The sequence below is a fragment of the Mycobacterium lentiflavum genome, from assembly GCF_022374895.2.
Lineage (GTDB): Bacteria > Actinomycetota > Actinomycetes > Mycobacteriales > Mycobacteriaceae > Mycobacterium > Mycobacterium lentiflavum.
The window spans coordinates 1,971,107-1,989,783 of sequence record NZ_CP092423.2 but is presented as its reverse complement, the minus strand read 5'-3'; the positions used below and the strand labels follow the sequence as shown (position 1 = coordinate 1,989,783).

Below are 18,677 nucleotides of genomic sequence, written 5' to 3'. Positions count from 1 at the left end.
CTGTTTGCCGCTTGGTCGAAGTTTCTTCACACTTGAGGCATGCGAGTCGGCATCCCCACCGAGACCAAGAACAACGAATTCAGGGTGGCCATCACCCCGGCAGGCGTCGCCGAATTGACGCACCGCGGCCACGAGGTGCTGGTGCAGGCCGGCGCCGGAGAAGGGTCGGCAATCACCGATATGGAGTTCAAGGCCGCGGGCGCGCAGCTGCTCAGCTCCGCCGAGCAGGTGTGGGCCGAGGCCGACTTGCTGCTCAAGGTCAAGGAACCGATGCCCGCCGAGTACGCGCTGTTGCGCTCCGGGCAGGTCCTGTTCACCTATCTGCATCTGGCGGCGTCGCGTGCCTGCACCGACGCGCTATTGACGTCCGGCACCACGTCGATCGCCTACGAGACCGTGCAGACCGCCGACGGCGCGCTGCCGCTGCTGGCGCCGATGAGCGAAGTCGCCGGCCGGTTGTCGGCTCAGATCGGGGCGTATCACCTGATGCGGACGCAGGGCGGACGCGGCGCGTTGATGGGCGGGGTGCCGGGCGTGAAGCCCGCCGACGTCGTGGTCGTCGGCGCCGGCACCGCCGGTTATAACGCGGCCCGGGTGGCCAGTGGCATGGGGGCCAGTGTCCGGGTGCTCGACCTCAACATCGACAAACTGCGACTGCTCGACGCCGAGTTCACCGGCCGCATCCAGACTCGCCACTCGTCGGCCTACGAGCTGGAGGGCGCGGTCAGGCACGCCGATCTGGTGATCGGTGCCGTGCTGGTGCCCGGCTCCAAGGCGCCGAGGTTGATATCGAATTCGCTTGTCGCACAGATGAAATTAGGTGCTGTGCTGGTGGACATCTCCATCGATCAGGGCGGGTGCTTCGAGGATTCGCGGCCCACCACCCACGACGACCCGACGTTCACGGTGCACGACGCGCTGTTCTACTGTGTGGCCAACATGCCCAGCGCGGTCCCGAAGACCTCGACCTACGCGCTGACCAACGCGACGATGCCGTATGTGCTCCGGCTCGCTGACCAGGGCTGGCGACAGGCCTGCCGGTCGGATCCGGCTCTGGCAAAAGGCCTTTCGACACACCAGGGCGCGCTGCTGTCGCAGCGGGTGGCCGCCGACCTGAGCTTGACGTTCACCGATCCGGCCGGCGTGCTGGCCTGACGCTCAGCCCTGCCCGGTCAGCCATCCCAGTACCGATTTCGTCACCTCGGCGATCAGCGGCCGCAGCGCATCGGCGCCGGGGTTCGCCGACCGCGAGCGCGTCATCAGCGACAGCAACAGGCGCTGCCCGGCCGGCCCGTAAACCATGCCGATGTCGTTGGTGCTGCCATAGTCCCCCGTGCCCGTCTTGTCGGCGGTGGTCCACCCCGGTGGCAGACCCGCCCGCATGCTGGAGGTCACATTGTCGCGCATCCACCGTTGCAGCTGACTGCGCTGCGCGTCGCCGAGAACCGTTCCGGTGAGTAGCTTTTGGACTCCGTTGCCAAGCGCCCGCGGGGTGCTGGTATCGCGCGGATCGCCGGGAATCGCGGTGTTCAATTCGATCTCCCACCGATCGAGCCGGGTGCGCGTGTCTCCGATGGAGCGAGCGAAGTCGGTGATGGCCGGCGGTCCGCCGATCTGCGCCAGCAGCAGGTTGGCGGCCACATTATCGCTGCGCTGCAACGCGGCCGCGCACAGCTGCGCGACCGGCATGGTGTTGCCGGCCTGCGGCGCGGTCACCGGAGAGTTGGGCAGTAACGCGGCGGGATCGATGAAGACCAGTTGCTGCAAATCCGATTCGCCGCGCTGCGCCTTCTGCAACACCCGCGCCGCGGCATAGGCCTTGAACGTCGAGCACATCGCGAAGGGGTCGTCGTCGCGATGTGCGCACGTGCGCCCCGACCCCAGATCTGCCGCGAAAAGCCCGATGTAGGCGTCGTATTGGCGCTCGAGCTCGGCCAGGCGGCCGTCGACCCGAGGCGGATCGGCGTGCGCGGTCGCCCAGGTGCTCAGCGCCGGGGCCGCCATCGCGGCGGCCAACAACCGCCGGCGGGTGAGTTCTGGCATGCCGGGCTAGTCGTTGGGGTTCAGACTCGCGACGATGTCGGCCACCGGACCCGCCTGCGCCTCGCGAAAAGACGTTCCCGCCCAGAGATTCATGCCCTGCGGATCTTCCCGCTCCGTCGCCGCCTCCCGAATCGGCAGCGTCATCTGGTTCACCTCGGGATAGCCCAGTGGCGCGACGTTGTCGAACAGGCGAATGAATTCGTTCTCCAGGCTGCGCGCATACCGGCCCGAGAACGCCCGCGTGACGATCGTCTTGGAAAAGAGTTGATTCTTCATGGCGACGCGTTGCGCGGTGCTGGTGCCGGCTTCGTCACTGAGCAGCAGCGCGGTGCCCACTTGCGCGGCCACCGCTCCCCGGCGCAGCACACCCGCGACATCCTCGGCGGTGCCCAGGCCACCCGCGGCAATGATCGGGACGTCGCGATGTGCTCGGTGGATGCGGTCGATCAGCTGATGCAGCGACTCGCTGCCGGGATCCATGTCGGGGGCAAAGGTGGCGCGGTTCCCGCCGGCATTCGGACCCTGTACCACCAGGCTGTCCGCACCGGCGGCGACGGCCACCCCGGCCTCGTAAAGCGACGTCACCGTGACCATCACCAACAGCCCGAGAGCACCGAACCGCCGGATCACATCCGGTGACGGCACTCCGTAGGTGAACGACACCAGTTCCGGACGCAGGTCGGCGACGACTTCGAGCTTGCGCGCCCAGTCGTCGTCGTGCCCGAATTCGGGCCGGCCCACATAAACCTGGTAGTGCTCGGCGATCCCTTCGAGGGCTTCGGCGTAATAGTCCAGTGCCACCCAGTCGGCGACACTGGGTTGCGGCACAAGCAGGTTCACACCGAGCGGGCCGGTGGTGGCGGCGCGCGCCGCGGCGACATCCTGCGCAAACTGGTCGGCGCTCAGGTATCCGGCGGGGACGAAACCGAGTCCGCCCGCGTTGGACACCGCCGCCGCCAATGCCGGGCTGCCGGGTCCGCCCGACATCGGGGCGCCCACGATGGGCACTGCGATATCCCAAAAACCCAGCACCATTGAGCTAATCCGGCGACGGCAAGCGCCGGCACGGCGCAAGTAAGGAGGCGGACATCTGGCTAATTTACCATCGCCCGAAGTTGTTGCGGCAGTGATCGTTTCGAAGCATATGGTCCCAGCACCGCGGCGCCGTAGCGCTTGGTCAGCAGCTGGCTGGCCACCGCGTTGACCTCGTCGACAGTGACGTCATCGATCTTCCGCAGGGTGTGCTCGATGCTGCGGTGCTTGCCATAGTTCAATTCGCTACGACCGATGCGGCTCATACGAGAACTGGAGTCTTCCAGGCCCAGCACGATCCCGCCACGCATGGAGCCCTTGGCGATGCGGCACTCCGCCTCGGTGATGCCGTCGCGGGCCACCGATGCGAGCACCTCGGTGGTCACCCGCATCACGTCGGCGAACCGCTCGGGCAGGCAAGCCGCATAGACCGACAGCGCTCCGCTGTCGGAGAACATGTCGACCGAGGAGTAGACGGAATAGGCCAGCCCGCGTAGCTCGCGAACCTCTTGGAACAGCCGGGAGCTCAGCCCGCCGCCCAGCGCGGTGTGCAGCACCGACAGCGCCCACCGATGTGCCCAATTGCGCCCGGGAGTGCGCACGCCCAGCAAGACGTGGGTCTGCTCGGCGTCGCGCTTGGCCATCGACAATCCCGGTTGGCCGTTCACGCGTCCAGTGCCCTTGCGCGGCGAAACGGGCTGGCGCCCCCGCACCAAACGGGATCCGAAGTGCTGGCGCACCAGGGCGACCACCTCGTCGTGGTCGACGTTGCCGGCCACCGCGACCACCATCCGTTCGGGCGTATAGCGCCGTATGTGGAAGGAGTGCAGCTGCGCGCGGGTCATCGCCGACACCGAGTGCGCGCTACCGATGACCGGGCGCCCGACCGGATGATCGCCGAACAGTGCCGAGAGGAACATATCTCCCAGCGCGTCTTCGGGGTCGTCGTCGCGCATCGCGATTTCCTCGAGGACGACGTCGCGTTCGAGTTCGACGTCTGCGACGGCGCAGCGCCCGTTGAGGACCACGTCGGCGACCAGGTCGACAGCCAGCTCGAGATCGCTGTCGAGCACGTGCGCGTAGTAGCAGGTGTGCTCCTTGGCGGTGAACGCGTTCAGTTCGCCGCCGACCGCGTCCATCGCCTGGGCGATGTCGACCGCGGTGCGCGTCGGCGTCGACTTGAACAGCAGATGCTCGAGGAAGTGCGCCGCACCGGCAACGGTCGCCCCTTCGTCCCGCGATCCGACACCGACCCACACCCCGACCGACGCAGAACGCACCGCGGGCAGGTATTCGGTGACCACCCGCAGGCCACCCGGCAACGTGGTGCGGCGCAAGGTGGCCTGCAGCGCGGGTTCAGCCTCGGCGGTGTGCTTGCCCCGCCGCAGGGCACCCACTCGACCGGGGCGCGCCCCGGCTACGTCAGCTGCTGGCTGTCGCGGCATCGGCTGGCGCGGTCTCCGGGGCATCGGCAGCGGGTGCTGCGGTGTCTTCCGAGTCCTCTTCGGCGACCAGGACCAGCGAGATCTTGCCCCGCTTGTCGATGTCGGCGATCTCCACGCGCAGCTTGTCGCCGACGTTCACCACGTCCTCGACCTTGGCGATGCGCTTGCCCTTGCCGAGCTTGGAGATGTGCACGAGACCGTCGCGGCCCGGCAGCAGCGACACGAAAGCACCGAAATCCGTTGTCTTGACCACGGTTCCGAGGAATCGCTCGCCCACCGTCGGCAGCTGCGGGTTGGCAATGGCGTTGATCCGGTCGATCGCCGCCTGCGCCGAGGGACCATCGGTGGCGCCGACGAACACGGTGCCGTCGTCCTCGATGGAGATCTGGGCGCCGGTCTCCTCGGTGATCGCGTTGATGACCTTGCCCTTGGGCCCGATGACCTCTCCGATCTTGTCGATCGGCACCTTGATGGTGGTCACCCGCGGCGCGTAAGGGCTCATCTCGTCGGGGGCGTCGATGGCCTCGGCCATCACCTCGAGGATCGTCAGTCGCGCGTCCTTGGCTTGGGCCAGCGCACCCGCGAGCACCTGCGACGGGATCCCGTCGAGCTTGGTGTCCAGCTGCAGCGCGGTGACATAGTCCTTGGTGCCGGCGCACTTGAAGTCCATGTCGCCGAACGCGTCCTCGGCGCCGAGGATGTCGGTCAGGGTGACGTAACGGGTCTCACCGTCGACCTCGTCGGACACCAGGCCCATCGCGATGCCGGCCACCGGCGCCTTGAGCGGCACCCCGGCGTTCAGCAGCGCGAGGGTGGAGGCGCAGACCGATCCCATCGACGTCGAACCGTTGGAGCCCAACGCTTCTGACACCTGACGGATGGCGTACGGGAACTCCTCGACGCTGGGCAGCACCGGAATCAGCGCCCGCTCGGCCAGCGCGCCGTGGCCGATCTCACGCCGCTTCGGCGAACCGACGCGGCCGGTCTCGCCGGTGGAGAACGGCGGGAAGTTGTAGTGGTGCATGTACCGCTTGGAGGTTTCCGGCCCCAGCGAGTCGATCTGCTGGGCCATTTTGACCATGTCCAGCGTGGTGACACCCAGGATCTGGGTCTCGCCCCGCTCGAACAGCGCGCTGCCATGCGCCCGCGGCACGACGGCTACCTCGGCCGACAGGGCGCGGATGTCGGTGATGCCGCGGCCGTCGATGCGGAAGTGGTCGGTCAGGATGCGGTGACGCACCAGCTTCTTGGTCAACGATCGGAACGCGGCGCCAACCTCTTTCTCGCGGCCCTCGTAGGTCGCCGAGTCCTTAGTGAGCCGCTCGGCCACCTCGGCCTTGAGCTCGTCAATGCGCGCGTCGCGCTCGGCCTTGCCGCCGATGGTCAGCGCCTTGGCCAGTTCGTCGGTGGCCACCGAGGCGACCGCGTAGTAGACGTCTTCGGCGTAGTCCGGGAACGTCGGGTACTCACCGATGGGCTTGGCGGCCGCGTCGGCCAGCTCCTGCTGAGCGGCGCACAGCGCGGCGATGAACGGCTTGGCGGCCTCCAGGCCTTCCGCCACAACGGTTTCCGTCGGCGCCTGGGCGCCGCCCTCGACGAGTTCGATGAGCTTTTCGGTGGCCTCGGCCTCGACCATCATGATGGCCACGTCTTTTTGGTCGCCTTCTCCGACAGCGCGGCCGGCCACGACCATGTCGAACACGGCGCGTTCGAGCTGCTCAACGGTCGGGAACGCGACCCACTGGCCGTCGATCAGTGCGACCCGCACAGCCCCGATGGGGCCGGAGAACGGCAGCCCGCTGATCTGGGTGGAGGCCGACGCGGCGTTGATCGCCAGCACGTCGTACAGGTCGTTGGGGTCCAGGCTCAGGATCGTGACGACGACCTGGATCTCGTTGCGCAGGCCGGAGATGAACGACGGCCGCAGCGGGCGGTCGATGAGCCGGCAGGTCAGGATCGCGTCGGTGGAGGGCCGGCCCTCGCGGCGGAAGAACGAACCGGGGATGCGCCCGGCGGCGTACATCCGCTCCTCGACGTCGACCGTCAGCGGGAAGAAGTCGAAGTGCTCCTTGGGTGCCTTGCTGGCGGTCGTGGCCGACAGCAGCATGTTCTCGTCGTCGAGGTAGGCGACGACGGAACCGGCGGCCTGCAGGGCCAGCCGGCCGGTCTCGAATCGGATGGTCCGGGTACCAAAGGTCCCGTTGTCGATTGTGGCGGTGGATTCGTACACGCCTTCATCAATTTGAGCGACAGACATAGGTGTCCGTGCAGCCTCTCTGGGTTATTCAGCTTTTTCGCGTAATCACGCGCAACCCGCAGAGGGTTCGGAGCAACCCTCGCGAAACTAAAGTCTGAATGCGGCTACGGCCATCGATCGAAGCGGCCGACCTGCCCCAGATCCGGAGAGCCCGGCTGCCACTACCGAAGACCGCCCGATACAGACCGGGCTGCTTCCGTCGTGACACGCTGGAACGGAACACACGGATCTGCGCGCACCGCACCATTTGTTCGGGCCAAACAGGCCCAGAACGCTCTCACTCTACACTGGCGAACTCGGCCGACCAGCAAGGCGTGGGAGCGAGCCAGGCGTCAGCGACGCAGGCCCAGCCGGTCGATCAGCGAGCGGTAGCGCTCGACGTCGATCTGCGAGATGTACTTGATCAGCCGGCGCCGACGACCCACCAGCAGCAGCAGGCCGCGCCGCGAGTGGTGGTCGTGCTTGTGCACCTTGAGGTGCTCGGTCAGGTCGGCGATCCGCTTGGTCAGCAGCGCGATCTGCGCCTCCGGCGATCCGGTGTCGGTGTCATGCAGGCCGTATTGGCCCAGAATTTCTTTTTTCTGCTCGGCAGTAAGCGCCACGAAATAACTCCATCAATAGGTCCGCGAAGGTTCAATGTCCGGGCGCGGCCGCCGCGAACCGCAGCACACGCCGATATCGTCCGGAAGTTTAGCAGCCATGCGCGGCCCGGCCCGAATCGTCGGAGTGCGGCCGGCCGTGGGTCTAGTCGCCGAGCAGACTGCGGGTCCGGTCGGTGTCGACGCCGATCTGGGCCACCAGTTCCTTGACCGATTCGAACTTGTACTGGCCCCGAATGCGGGCGACGAAGTCCAGGGCGACATGCTGTCCGTACAGGTCAGCGGTCGTATCGAGGACGAACGCCTCGACGGTGCGGGTGCGCCCGGAAAACGTCGGGTTGGTGCCGACGGAGACCGCGGCCTGGTAGCGCTCCCCCGGGACGACGGTGCCGGTCACCGGTCCGTGTCCCAGCACGGTGAACCAGGCGGCGTACACGCCGTCGGCCGGGATCGCCGAGTACATCGGCGGCGCGACGTTCGCGGTGGGAAAGCCCAACTCGGCGCCCCTCCCATGCCCGCGCACGACGACGCCTTCGACGCGGTGCGGGCGGCCCAGCGCCTCGGTGGCCGCCACCATGTCGCCGGCGTCGACGCAGGAGCGGATGTAGGTCGACGAGAACGTCACGGTCTCGTTGCTGTGATGCTCGGACAGCAGCGACATCGACTCCACCGCGAATCCGAACCGGTCACCGGCCTTGCGCAGGGTGTCGACCGTGCCGAGCGCCTTCTTGCCGAAGGTGAAGTTCTCCCCCACCACGACCTCGACGACATGCAGGTTCTCCACCAGGAGCTCGTGGACGTAGCGCTCCGGCGTGAGCTTCATGAAGTCCGTGGTGAACGGCATGACGAGGAAGACGTCGACACCCAGCTCCTCGACGAGCTCCGCGCGCCGGGTCAACGTGGTCAGCTGCGCCGGGTGACTGCCCGGATAGACCACTTCCATCGGATGCGGATCGAACGTCATCAGCACGGCCGGCACGTTGCGTGCCCGCCCGGCTTTCACCGCGTGCGCAATCAATTCCGCATGACCGCGGTGCACACCGTCGAACACCCCGATCGTGAGCACACATCGGCCCCAGTCAGTGGGGATCTCGTCTTGGCCGCGCCACCGCTGCACGATCGCAAGCCTACGGTGCACTCCGGCCCGACGCGCCGTAAGATCCCGATTCCGCAGTAACGGGGCCGGTGTTTTCGGCGCGGCCACACCCGCTGGCCCGGTCAGCACGCCAGACCAGACGTAGATTGCCTAAACTTTTTGTTTGTGAGGGCTGACGAAGAGGCTGGCGGTCTCACCGCGGTCGGCCAGGACTATCTCAAGGTCATTTGGAATGCCCAAGAGTGGTCGGTGGAAAAGGTCAGCACCAAGATGCTGGCGGACCGAATCGGCGTCTCGGCCAGCACGGCCTCGGAATCGATCCGCAAGCTCGCTGAGCAGGGGCTGGTCGACCACGCGAAGTACGGCGCGGTGACCCTGACCGAAGCGGGTCGGCGCGCGGCGCTCGAAGTGGTGCGGCGGCACCGGCTGCTGGAGACCTTCCTGGTCAACGAGCTCGGCTACGGCTGGGACGAGGTGCACGACGAGGCCGAGGTGCTCGAGCACGCGGTATCGGATCGGCTGGTGGATCGCATCGACGCCAAACTGGGCTTCCCGCGCCGCGACCCGCACGGCGACCCCATCCCGGCTTCCGACGGCCAGGTGCCCACCCGGCCGGTGCGCCAGCTGTGGGCGTGCGGCGAGGACGAAACCATCACGGTGGCCCGCATCTCCGACAAGGACCCGGAGATGCTGCGGTATTTCGACAGCGTCGGGATCAACCTCGACTCGCAGGTGCGGGTGGTGACCCGTCGCGAATTCGCCGGCATGATCTCGGTCGCGATCGAAGCCGCCGACGGCGCCGAGACCACTGTCGATCTGGGCAGTCCCGCCGCCCGGGCGATCTGGGTCGTGCCTTAGCGACGATCGCGAGCGCGGCGCAGCGTGGCGGGTCGTCGCCATTTTGCTCAGCTGGTCAGCAGACCCTTGGCGATGTGGGTGACCTGAACCTCGTTGCTGCCGGCGTAGATCATCAGCGACTTCGCGTCGCGGGCCAGTTGCTCGACGCGGTACTCGGCCATATAGCCGTTGCCGCCGAACAACTGCACCGCCTCCATCGCCACCTCGGTGGCCGCCTCCGAGGAGTACAGCTTGACGGCGGACGCCTCGGCCAGCGTCAGCGGTTTACCGGCCTGTTGACGCTCGATCGTCATGAACACCATGTTCTGCACGTTCATCCGGGCGATTTCCATCTTCGCCAGCTTGAGCTGGATCAGCTGGAACTGCCCGATGTTCTTGCCCCACAGCGTGCGGGTCTTCGCGTAATCGACACAGAGCCGGTGACATTCGTCAATGATGCCCAGCGCCATCATCGCGATCCCGATCCGCTCGGCGGCGAAATTGTCGCGCGCACTTTCGCGGCCGTCACTCTGCTGTTCGCTCTCGCCGAGCAGCCGGTCCGGGCTCAGCCGCACGTTGTCGAAGAACAGCTCCCCGGTCGGCGAGGACATCATGCCCATCTTCTTGAACGGCTTGCCCTGCGTCAGGCCTTCCATTCCCGCGTCGAGCACGAACACCAGCACCGGCCGGTTGCGCTTGTCCACCTTCTTGTCCGGGGCCGCGTCGCCCTCGTCGAGCTTGGCGTACACGACCAGCACGTCGGCGTACGGCCCGTTGGTGATGAATGTCTTCTGCCCGTTGAGGATGTAGTCCGCGCCGTCGCGCTTGACGTAGGTCTTCATGCCGCCGAACGCGTCCGAGCCGGAATCCGGCTCGGTAATCGCCCACGCCGCAATCTTTTCCATCGTCATCAGCTCGGGCAGCCAGCGCTCTTTCTGGGCCAGTGTGCCGCGGCTCATGATCGTCGCCGCGCCCAGACCGAGGCTGACCGATGCGGTGCTCAGCAATCCGATGCTGACCCGCGCGATCTCGGAAACCAGCACCGCGACCATCGATTGCTGTCCGCCCAGGCCACCGGAATCGTCGGCGCCGTCGCGCTTTTCACCCTCGGGTTCACCGTTTTCCTTGGCGCGCTCACGGTCCAGCATCTTCTTGACCGACTCCGCTGCCATCGCGTCGAGGCTGAACTGGCTGAAGAACTTGCGCGCGATCGGATACGGCGACAGCGCACCGGTTTCCAGTTCGTCGATATGCGGGCGGATCTCCTTGTCCACGAACTGACGAACGGCATCCCGCATCATCAAATCGGTCTCGGACCACTCGATCACGGCTTTTCCCCCTCGGTCCGCCCGCCCGCCGCGCCGCTCAGCGCTCGGCCCGCTGGTATGCGGTGACGACGGCGGCGCCACCCAGCCCGATGTTGTGTTGCAGTGCGGCACTGACGTTGTCGACCTGACGCTTGTCGGCCTGGCCCCGCAGCTGCCAGGTCAGCTCGGCGCACTGCGCCAGGCCGGTCGCGCCCAGCGGGTGGCCCTTGGAGATCAGGCCGCCGGACGGGTTGACCACCCAACGCCCGCCGTAGGTGGTGTCGCCGTTGTCGATCAGCTTCGGCGCTTCGCCCGGACCGCACAGCCCGAGGGCTTCGTAGAGCAGCAGCTCGTTGGCCGAGAAGCAGTCGTGCAACTCGATCACCTGGAAGTCTTCCGGGCCGAGCCCCGACTGCTGGTAAACCCGTTGTGCTGCTTGCACATTCATGTCGTAGCCGATCAGGCCCTTGGCACTGCCGTCGAAGGTGGACTTGAAGTCGGTGGTCATGGCCTGCCCGACGATCTCGACCGCCTGGCCGGCCAGTCCGTGCCGGTCGACGAACCCCTCCGAGGCCAGAATCGCCGCGCCCGAGCCGTCCGAGGTCGGCGAGCACTGCAGCTTGGTCAGCGGGTCGTAGATCATCTTGGCGGCCAGGATGTCGTCGAGGGTGTACTCGTCCTGGAACTGCGCGAACGGGTTGTTCACCGAGTGCTTGTGGTTCTTGTAGCCGATCTTGGCGAAGTGCTCTGCGGTGCTGCCGTACTGCACCATGTGCTCGCGGCCCGCCGCGCCGAACATCCACGGCGCTGCCGGGAAGGCGAACTCGCTGATCTCGGCCATCGCCTTGACGTGCTTGTCCATCGGGTTGGTGCGGTCTTCGTAGGTCGTCGCCAGCGATCCGGGCTTCATCTTCTCGAACCCCAGGGCGATCGTGCAGTCGGCCAGCCCACCCCGAATCGCCTGCGCCGCCATGAACAGCGCGGTGGAGCCGGTCGAGCAGTTGTTGTTGACGTTGACGATCGGAATACCGGTCAGGCCCAATTCGTAGAGGGCCCGCTGCCCCGAGGTCGACTCGCCGTAGACATAGCCGACGTAGCCCTGCTCGATCTCGCTGTAGTCGATGCCCGCGTCGGCCAGCGCGTTGGTTCCCGACTCGCGCGCCATGTCCGGGTAGTCCCAGCCCTCACGGCGGCCCGGCTTCTCGAACTTCGTCATGCCGACGCCGATGACGTAAACCTTGTTGGACATCTTGCTGGACATTTTATGCCCCTTCCGCCCGGGCTGGGTTCTTGACACCTGTCTAGTCGGCAGCTTAGCCGCGTGGGGTGGCCGCCTGAAGCCCCGGGCGCAGACGACCGCCCCGGATTCGCGCCACGCTCCGCGCCCGCGGCTTGCGTAGGCTCGAACCACTACCGAACGACGAAAGAATCATGACCATGAAGGCAACGGTTACCCCCGAAGCCGCCGGTGCCGTCGCCGACATCGCGCAGCGCCACGGACTCTCCCAAGAAGCGGTGCTGTCCATGCTGTTCGCCCTGCGCGCCGGCGGCGGCACGATGGCTCAGTTCGACATCCCCGAGCTCGGCGGGAGCGGGCAATGGATGCGGGGCGGGATGACGATGGTCGGCAACATGTTCGACAACGCGCTCAAGGCCCGCGTCGATGCGCTGTGCAACGACTTGGCTCAGCTGCTGGCGACCACCACGGTATTCCCACCCGCGACGGCGCACCCCGCGCTGGATATCGGCGCGAACAACTGGTGGCCCGCCGACCTCGGCGTCCCGAGCTCGTCGGGCGCGCAGAACGACGTGCGCTACGCGTTCTTCCCCGGCGCCCGGCGACTGGCAATCCAGATCGGCGGCGTGACAAGGGTTTTCGATACCGGCGAGCACAATATCGGTGGTGTGCAACAGCAGCAGGGCGGCGGATCCGGCTCGGTGGTCTTCACCAGCCAACTCGGCACCTTCGGGGTGTCGAGTTTGCGTGACCTCGGTTCCGCGCCGGCGCCCGAAACTCATGCCGCGGCGCCTGCAACGCAGTCCCAGGCGCAGTACCAGCATCCACCGCAGCCGCGGTCGGCATCGCAGACTCCAGCGGCCAAGCCGCCGTCCGCCGCGGCCGGGGGTTCGGCGGAGATCGTCGCCGCCATCGAATCGCTGGCCGGGTTACACCAGCGTGGCATCCTCTCCGACGAGGAATTCGCCACGAAGAAGGCCGAACTGCTCAGCCGGCTCTGACGGGCTACAGCGTCGCGGGACGCCGTCTGATTGCCCGACTCCTCCTCAGAGCGTGCCGTTCTGCATCGTCGCCGGGCGCCGTCTGATTGCCCGACTCCTCCTCAGAGCGTGCCGTTCTGCATCGTCGCCGGGCGCCGTCTGATTGCCCGACTCCTCCTCAGAGCGTGCCGTTCTGCATCGTCGCCGGGCGCAACACCACGACCGACCTGGTCCGCGAACCCTCGTCGCGCAGCAGCGCGATCACCCGGCCGGCGTCGTCGCTGGCGGCATAGACGCCGTCGAGTCCGGCCGGCGACAACGGCCGGCCGTGACTGGTCGCCTCGGCCTCCTCGGGCGTCAGGACGCGGCGCGGGAACATCCGCAGGCAAGCCTCGTCCAACGTCCAGCTCAGCCGTGGCCGCTCGGCGAGGTCGTCGAGCGTAACCGCCTGGTCCAGCTCGAAACGCCCGACCCGGCTGCGCCGCAACGCCGTCAGGTGCCCGCCCACCCCGAGCGCGGCGCCGAGGTCGCGGGCCAGAGCGCGGATGTAGGTTCCCGACGAGCAGTCGACGGCGACGTCGAGATCGATCGCGTCGCCGTGGCGCCGGGTCGCCGACACCTCGAACCGGTCGATGCGCACCGGGCGGGCCTTGAGTTCGACGGCCTCGCCCGCGCGGACCCGTTGGTATGCGCGCTTGCCGTCGACCTTGATTGCGCTGACCGCCGACGGCACTTGCTCGATGTCGCCACGCAGCCCGGCGATCGCATCGGCGATGGCCTGGTCCGTCACATGTGAGGCCGAAATGGTTTGCAGCAGTTCACCTTCGGCGTCCTCGGTGGTGGTGGTCTGACCGAGGCGGATGGTGGCGGCGTACGACTTCTCCGATGCCGTCAGCAGGCCGAGGATCTTGGTTGCGCGATCGACTCCGATCACCAGCACACCGGTGGCCATCGGGTCCAACGTGCCCGCGTGGCCCACCCGCCGGGTGGAAAAGATTCGGCGGCAGCGCCCCACCACGTCGTGACTGGTCATTCCGGCGGGCTTGTCGACGACGACCAATCCCGGACCGCTGGGGCTTTCGGTCATAGCACGATCGCGGTCAGCACGAGTTCGCGGTCGACCGACCAGCGGCCCCGCAGCACGGTCAGCGGCGGACCCGACAGCGCCTCGGGATCGATCAGGATCTGCGAGACGAACGTGCCGGCCGCCGGGCCGTCGGCCTCGAAGCTGATGTGGGCGTCTTCGAAACCCAGCCATCGCTTGGTCAGCGGGAACCACGCCTTGTACGTTGCTTCCTTGGCGCAGAACAGGATTCGATCCCAATGCAGACCATCCGGCATCGCCTGCGGAATTTCGGCACGCTCCTCGGCCAGGCTGATCGCGTCCAGCACGCCATTGGGCAACACGTCGTGCGGCTCGGCGTCGATGCCCACCGAGCGCACCGCGGCACTACGCCCCACCACCGCACCGCGATACCCCGTGCAGTGCGTGAGGCTGCCGACCACGCCCGCGGGCCAGCAGGGTTCGCCCTTGTCGCCCTTGAGGATTGGCACCGGTGGCAGGCCCAGCTCGCCCAGCGCGATCCGCGCGCAGTACCTGACGGTGACGAACTCGTTGCGCCGCTTGGCCACCGACTTGGCGATCAGCGGTTCCTCTTCGGGCAGCGGGGTCAAGCCGGGCGGGTCGGAGTACACCTCCGAGTACGCCATCGCCCTCTGCGAGGTCGCCGGCAACACCGACGACACCAACATGTCTGCGGTCATCGTGACTGTCGCTGCCGCAACTTTTCCCGGAACTGTTCGGACTGCGCCTTCATCTCGGGGGTGATCGTGAAGTGACCACCGAAGTCGTTGAGGTAGCCGGGCGCGTAGTTCGGATCGGGCAGGATCTGGCGCAGCCAGCTGTACGGCTTGCGGCGCCGCCACTCGCGCGGGTAGCCCACCGAGACTTCCTCGAAGCGCACGTCGTCGTACCACGTGGTCCGCGGGATGTGCAGGTGGCCGTAGACCGAGCAGACGGCGTTGTAACGGGTGTGCCAGTCGGCGGTCTTGATGGTCCCGCACCACAGCGAGAACTCCGGATAGAACAACGCGTCGCAGGGGTCCCGCACCAACGGGAAGTGGTTCACCAGAACGGTCGGTGTCATCCAGTCGAGTTGCTCGAGGCGGGCTCGGCTGATGTCCACCCGCTCCCGGCACCACGCGTCGCGGGTGGGGTACGGCTCGCAGGAGAGCAGGAATTCGTCGGTGGCCACCACGTTTTGCTGACGCGCGATTTCCAGGCCTTGGGCTTTGCTCAGCGCCCCCTCGGGCAAGAAGGTGTAGTCGTAGAGCAAGAACATCGGCACGATCGTTGCCGGGCCGCCGCGTTCGGTCCACACCGGGAAGGGATGTTCCGGCGTGATCACGCCCATCTCGTCGCACATGTTGACCAGATAGTCGTAGCGGGCCTTGCCGAAGACCTGGTTGGGATCGCGATTGGTGGTCCACAGCTCGTGGTTGCCCGGCACCCAGATCACCTTGGCGAACCGGCGTCGCAGCAGGTCGAGGGCCCAGCGGATTTCGTCGGTGCGCTCGGCGACGTCGCCTGCGACGATCAGCCAGTCGTCCGGCGACGACGGATGCAGCGATTCGGTGACCGGCTTATTGCCCAGGTGGCCCGTGTGCAAGTCGGAGACCGCCCACAGCGTCGGTTGGGGGGTCGGCTGTCCGCCATTGGTCGAGTCCCGCCCCGATTCTTTACCTACCACGACTAACCAGCCTAACGACCCGGCGCGGCGGCCCCTGTCCCGCTGCGGCTTTCGGCCCCGTTTCCGGTGGATGCCAGCTGCCGATTAGAACAAGTTCAGGTTTGGCTGTGACCTCGTGCACGTGACTTGTAAACTCCCCGCCAAAGGGACGGCCGAGGGCTAGGGGGTGTCATGTTTACCAAGGTGCGCCTGCTCGGGGCGCTCGGTGCGGTGATGACAGCGGTCGTACTGGGCTGGCACAGTGCGCCGCCCGCCCCAGCCGGCCGCGGCCATACCGTCGATCTGCGGTCGACGGCGCAGCCGATGGAAACCACGATGAAGAGCCCGATCATCGCCACCACCGACCCGAGCCCGTTCGATCCGTGCCGGGACGTCCCATTCGACGCGCTGCAGCGGCTCGGGCTGGCGTTCACCCCGCCCGAACCCCAGGACGGCCTGCGCTGCCAATTCGACGCCGGGAACTATCAGCTGGCTGTCGAGCCCATCATCTGGCGCACCTATGAGCAGTCCCTGCCCCCCGACGCCCTGGAGACCACGATCCAGGGACACCGCGCCGCGACGTACTGGGTGCTGAAGCCGACCTACCACAACAGCTACTGGTTCTTCTCCTGCATGGTGGCGTTCAAGACCAGCTACGGCGTGCTGCAGCAGGCGCTGTTCTATTCGACGGTTTACTCCAACCCCGAGGTCGACTGCCCGTCGACCAACCTGCAGCGGGCCAACGATCTGACGCGGTACTACAAGTTCTAGCCGCGCCGACCCGCCGCTGAGCACGATGTTTTGTGGCCGAAATGAATTCGCGTCGGCGTCAATAACCACTGCCGGTCGGCCTTAACCTGGTGAGCGTGAGCATGACATCGACTCGACCCGCCGAACCCGCGCTGCACAGCCTGACCGAGGCCGGCGTCAACGCCGCGGGTCGGCTGCTGGGTCTGCGGCCGGCCACCACCGGCTACCGCGTGCACCGCGTCGAAGTCCCGATGCGCGACGGGGCGCGGCTGGTCGCCGATCACTACGCGCCGGCCACGTCCAGCCCGGCCGGCACCGTGCTGGTGCGTGGACCCTACGGGCGTGGATTTCCGTTCTCGCTGTTGTTCGCCCGGCCGTATGCCGCGCGGGGCTACCACGTGGTGTTGCAAAGCGTGCGTGGGACGTTCGGCTCCACCGGGGTGTTCGAGCCGATGGTCAACGAGGCCGCCGACGGCGCCGACACGGTCGCCTGGTTGGTCGAGCAGCCGTGGTTCACCGGCAGCTTCGCCACGATCGGACCGTCCTATCTGGGATTCACCCAATGGGCGATATTGCAGGAGCCACCGCCTCAGCTCGCCGCGGCGGTGATCACCGCAGGCCCGCATGACTTCGCGGACTCGGTCTACGGCACCGGGTCGTTCGCGGTCAGCGACTTTCTGGGCTGGAGCGATCTCGTTGCCCATCAGGAAGACCCGATCCGTCTCGTGTCGGGCATCCGGCAAGCGCGGGCGCCGCGACGGGTCGCCAAGGCGGTCGCCGGGGCGCCATTCGGCGCGTCGGCCCGTCGGATGCTGGGCGCCGGGGCGCCCTGGTTCGAGTCGTGGGTGGAGAACCCCGACCCGGATCACCCGTTCTGGCAGCGGCTGCGGTTCAGCTCGTCATTGGATCGCGTGCAGGTGCCGGTGCTGTTGCTCGGCGGCTGGCAGGACATCTTCGTGCGGCAAACGATGCAGCAATACGGCCGCCTGCGCCGCCGCGGCGTCGACGTCGCGCTGACGATCGGCCCCTGGACACACACCGAGCTACTCACCAAGGGGCTGGGCACCAGCCTGCGCGAAACGCTGGACTGGCTGGACACCCATCTGGCCGGCACCGCGTCGCTCGGCCGCCCCGGCAGGGTTCGCGTTTGCGTCACCGGCCAGGGCTGGCGCAACCTGCCGGACTGGCCGCCCGCCACCTCACAGCGCGCGCTCTACCTGCGGCCCGGCCGCTACCTGGACGACACGTCGCCCACCGACCTGCCGAAGCTGTCGCCGGCGACCTTCCGCTACAACCCCGCCAACCCGACGCCGACCATCGGCGGTGCGCTGCTGTCCCCGATCGGGGGCTACCGCGACGACAGCCGCCTCGCGTTGCGCGACGACGTGCTGACCTTCACCAGTGCGACCCTGCTGCACGATCTGTGCGTATACGGAAACCCGGTCGTCGAGCTGGCCCACCGCTCGAACAACCCGAACGTCGACCTGTTCGTCCGGGTCAGCGAGGTCTTCGACATCGGAGCGAAGGGCCGGTCGCGCAACGTCAGCGATGGCTACCGGCGGCTGTCCGCGCCGGCGAAGACCGTCAAGATCGAACTCGACCCGATCGCGCACCGCTTCCGCGCCGGCTCGCGGATCCGGCTGCTCATCACCGGCAGCTGGTCGCCGCGCTACGCACGCAACCCGGGGACCGGGGAGCCGACGCTGACGGCGCGCCATCTCAAACCGGCTACCCACAGCATCGCCTACGGGCGCTCGCGGCTGCTGCTTCCGATCGGCCCGCTCGACCTGTCAGCCAACGGCGTCGCGAACCCGGGCGGCGACGTCGGCTAGCACGGCTCGGTCATGAACGGGGTCCTGCACCGGCGCCGCAAAGGCGGGCCGCGCGGGCAGCTGCACCCAGCTGGTGCAGCCGCCGTACTCGGGAGTGCGGGTCAGGCGGATCGGCTCGACGAGCGGGCTCACCGACACCACCAGTGCGGCAAGTTTGTGCTTGGGCCGGAAATCGAGCCGGTCGGCACGCACCGACTCGGCGGTCCAGATGTGCAAATCCTCGATCTCCGGCAGCTGCTCTGGCCGGTTAACCTCCAGTGCCGCAACCACTTTCGCCGCCGCGCGGATCACCAGCTGATCCTCGGTACTGTCGGTCGCCGCGGCGGCCAGCAGGTCTCGATGTTCGGGCCGCACCCGCTCGGCGTGGCTGTGCGCAACCGTCGGGAACAGCAAGAACTCCGAAGATGCGACGTCGAACCGCTTCTCTGCGATGCCGCCCTTGCGCAACAGCACATACTGGCGGCCGTGCAGCAATGCGTGCACGGCCGCGCTCCACTCCTTGAGCGCGGGCGTCGTTGCGGTGAGCGTCATTT

Annotated in this window: 17 protein-coding genes; 5 read left to right on the top strand and 12 right to left on the bottom strand. The window is 67.3% G+C overall.

Translation table 11 applies throughout. The features are described from left to right. Positions 1–39: 39 nt before the first annotated feature. Entirely contained in the window at positions 40–1,155 is a 1,116-nt protein-coding gene (gene ald, locus MJO58_RS09500; RefSeq protein ID WP_239722684.1) for an alanine dehydrogenase, read from the top strand. A 3-nt stretch (positions 1,156–1,158) separates the two neighbouring features. Here ald and bla read toward each other — a convergent pair whose 3' ends face one another. The 6 genes from bla to MJO58_RS09470 form a co-directional block, all read right to left on the bottom strand. Next, the gene (gene bla / locus MJO58_RS09495; protein ID WP_239722683.1) at positions 1,159–2,043 is read right to left on the bottom strand and encodes a class A beta-lactamase; all 885 of its coding nucleotides are present in this window, start codon (positions 2,041–2,043) and stop codon (positions 1,159–1,161) included. A 6-nt stretch (positions 2,044–2,049) separates the two neighbouring features. After that, positions 2,050–3,078 carry a nitronate monooxygenase gene (locus MJO58_RS09490; protein ID WP_090601251.1) on the bottom strand — a complete coding sequence of 343 codons (1,029 nt, stop codon included), beginning with the start codon at positions 3,076–3,078 and terminating at the stop codon, positions 2,050–2,052. A gap of 59 nt (positions 3,079–3,137) precedes the next feature. Beyond that, complete coding sequence (locus MJO58_RS09485; protein WP_239722682.1) at positions 3,138–4,520, bottom strand: M16 family metallopeptidase; 1,383 nt, start codon at positions 4,518–4,520, stop codon at positions 3,138–3,140. Beyond that, positions 4,498–6,777, bottom strand: a complete 2,280-nt coding sequence (locus tag MJO58_RS09480; RefSeq protein WP_175364388.1) for a polyribonucleotide nucleotidyltransferase — start codon at positions 6,775–6,777, stop codon at positions 4,498–4,500. Before MJO58_RS09480 ends, MJO58_RS09485 begins: the two co-directional genes overlap by 23 nt. A 332-nt stretch (positions 6,778–7,109) precedes the next feature. Then, positions 7,110–7,379 carry a 30S ribosomal protein S15 gene (gene rpsO / locus MJO58_RS09475; protein WP_036468159.1) on the bottom strand — a complete coding sequence of 90 codons (270 nt, stop codon included), beginning with the start codon at positions 7,377–7,379 and terminating at the stop codon, positions 7,110–7,112. Between the two features lie 142 nt (positions 7,380–7,521). Continuing rightward, the gene (locus MJO58_RS09470) at positions 7,522–8,493 is read right to left on the bottom strand and encodes a bifunctional riboflavin kinase/FAD synthetase (RefSeq protein WP_217493117.1); all 972 of its coding nucleotides are present in this window, start codon (positions 8,491–8,493) and stop codon (positions 7,522–7,524) included. A gap of 144 nt (positions 8,494–8,637) precedes the next feature. Here MJO58_RS09470 and mntR point away from each other — a divergent pair, with 144 nt between their 5' ends. Continuing rightward, complete coding sequence (mntR, locus tag MJO58_RS09465) at positions 8,638–9,330, top strand: manganese-binding transcriptional regulator MntR (RefSeq protein ID WP_090601247.1); 693 nt, start codon at positions 8,638–8,640, stop codon at positions 9,328–9,330. Between the two features lie 47 nt (positions 9,331–9,377). On the opposite strand, the gene MJO58_RS09460 is transcribed toward mntR, so the two are convergent. Together MJO58_RS09460 and MJO58_RS09455 are read right to left on the bottom strand one after the other, a co-directional pair. Beyond that, entirely contained in the window at positions 9,378–10,637 is a 1,260-nt protein-coding gene (locus MJO58_RS09460; RefSeq protein ID WP_239722681.1) for an acyl-CoA dehydrogenase family protein, read from the bottom strand. Between the two features lie 37 nt (positions 10,638–10,674). Further along, positions 10,675–11,865 (bottom strand): lipid-transfer protein, encoded by a 1,191-nt coding sequence (locus tag MJO58_RS09455; RefSeq protein ID WP_239723208.1) that lies wholly within the window; start codon positions 11,863–11,865, stop codon positions 10,675–10,677. 188 nt (positions 11,866–12,053) lie between these two features. Between MJO58_RS09455 and MJO58_RS09450 the strand changes: the two genes are divergently transcribed. Then, positions 12,054–12,854, top strand: a complete 801-nt coding sequence (locus MJO58_RS09450) for an SHOCT domain-containing protein (protein WP_239722680.1) — start codon at positions 12,054–12,056, stop codon at positions 12,852–12,854. Between the two features lie 157 nt (positions 12,855–13,011). Here MJO58_RS09450 and truB read toward each other — a convergent pair whose 3' ends face one another. The 3 genes from truB to pptH are packed head-to-tail and all read right to left on the bottom strand — an operon-like array spanning position 13,012 to position 15,583. Then, entirely contained in the window at positions 13,012–13,920 is a 909-nt protein-coding gene (gene truB, locus MJO58_RS09445; protein WP_239722679.1) for a tRNA pseudouridine(55) synthase TruB, read from the bottom strand. After that, entirely contained in the window at positions 13,917–14,597 is a 681-nt protein-coding gene (pptT, locus tag MJO58_RS09440) for a 4'-phosphopantetheinyl transferase PptT (protein WP_239722678.1), read from the bottom strand. Before pptT ends, truB begins: the two co-directional genes overlap by 4 nt. After that, complete coding sequence (pptH, locus tag MJO58_RS09435; RefSeq protein ID WP_239722677.1) at positions 14,594–15,583, bottom strand: ACP phosphodiesterase PptH; 990 nt, start codon at positions 15,581–15,583, stop codon at positions 14,594–14,596. Before pptH ends, pptT begins: the two co-directional genes overlap by 4 nt. A 171-nt stretch (positions 15,584–15,754) precedes the next feature. Between pptH and MJO58_RS09430 the strand changes: the two genes are divergently transcribed. Both MJO58_RS09430 and MJO58_RS09425 read left to right on the top strand, forming a co-directional pair. Then, complete coding sequence (locus MJO58_RS09430) at positions 15,755–16,333, top strand: DUF3558 domain-containing protein (protein ID WP_239722676.1); 579 nt, start codon at positions 15,755–15,757, stop codon at positions 16,331–16,333. 95 nt (positions 16,334–16,428) lie between these two features. Then, positions 16,429–18,144: a CocE/NonD family hydrolase gene (locus tag MJO58_RS09425; RefSeq protein WP_239722675.1), complete on the top strand. Its 1,716-nt coding sequence runs from the start codon at positions 16,429–16,431 to the stop codon at positions 18,142–18,144. Here the strand turns inward: MJO58_RS09425 and MJO58_RS09420 are convergent. Continuing rightward, positions 18,103–18,675: a DUF1802 family protein gene (locus tag MJO58_RS09420; protein WP_239722674.1), complete on the bottom strand. Its 573-nt coding sequence runs from the start codon at positions 18,673–18,675 to the stop codon at positions 18,103–18,105. The genes MJO58_RS09425 and MJO58_RS09420 overlap by 42 nt on opposite strands. Positions 18,676–18,677: the final 2 nt, after the last annotated feature.

Coding starts and splice junctions, on each gene's coding strand:
- MJO58_RS09450 (WP_239722680.1), top strand. CDS start 12,054: ATGAAGGCAACGGTTACCCCCGAAGCCGCCGGTGCCGTCGCCGACATC.
- MJO58_RS09485 (WP_239722682.1), bottom strand. CDS start 4,520: ATGCCGCGACAGCCAGCAGCTGACGTAGCCGGGGCGCGCCCCGGTCGA.
- MJO58_RS09455 (WP_239723208.1), bottom strand. CDS start 11,865: ATGTCCAACAAGGTTTACGTCATCGGCGTCGGCATGACGAAGTTCGAG.
- ald (WP_239722684.1), top strand. CDS start 40: ATGCGAGTCGGCATCCCCACCGAGACCAAGAACAACGAATTCAGGGTG.
- MJO58_RS09420 (WP_239722674.1), bottom strand. CDS start 18,675: ATGACGCTCACCGCAACGACGCCCGCGCTCAAGGAGTGGAGCGCGGCC.
- MJO58_RS09430 (WP_239722676.1), top strand. CDS start 15,755: ATGTTTACCAAGGTGCGCCTGCTCGGGGCGCTCGGTGCGGTGATGACA.
- truB (WP_239722679.1), bottom strand. CDS start 13,920: ATGACCGAAAGCCCCAGCGGTCCGGGATTGGTCGTCGTCGACAAGCCC.
- pptT (WP_239722678.1), bottom strand. CDS start 14,597: ATGACCGCAGACATGTTGGTGTCGTCGGTGTTGCCGGCGACCTCGCAG.
- MJO58_RS09490 (WP_090601251.1), bottom strand. CDS start 3,078: ATGGTGCTGGGTTTTTGGGATATCGCAGTGCCCATCGTGGGCGCCCCG.
- bla (WP_239722683.1), bottom strand. CDS start 2,043: ATGCCAGAACTCACCCGCCGGCGGTTGTTGGCCGCCGCGATGGCGGCC.
- MJO58_RS09480 (WP_175364388.1), bottom strand. CDS start 6,777: ATGTCTGTCGCTCAAATTGATGAAGGCGTGTACGAATCCACCGCCACA.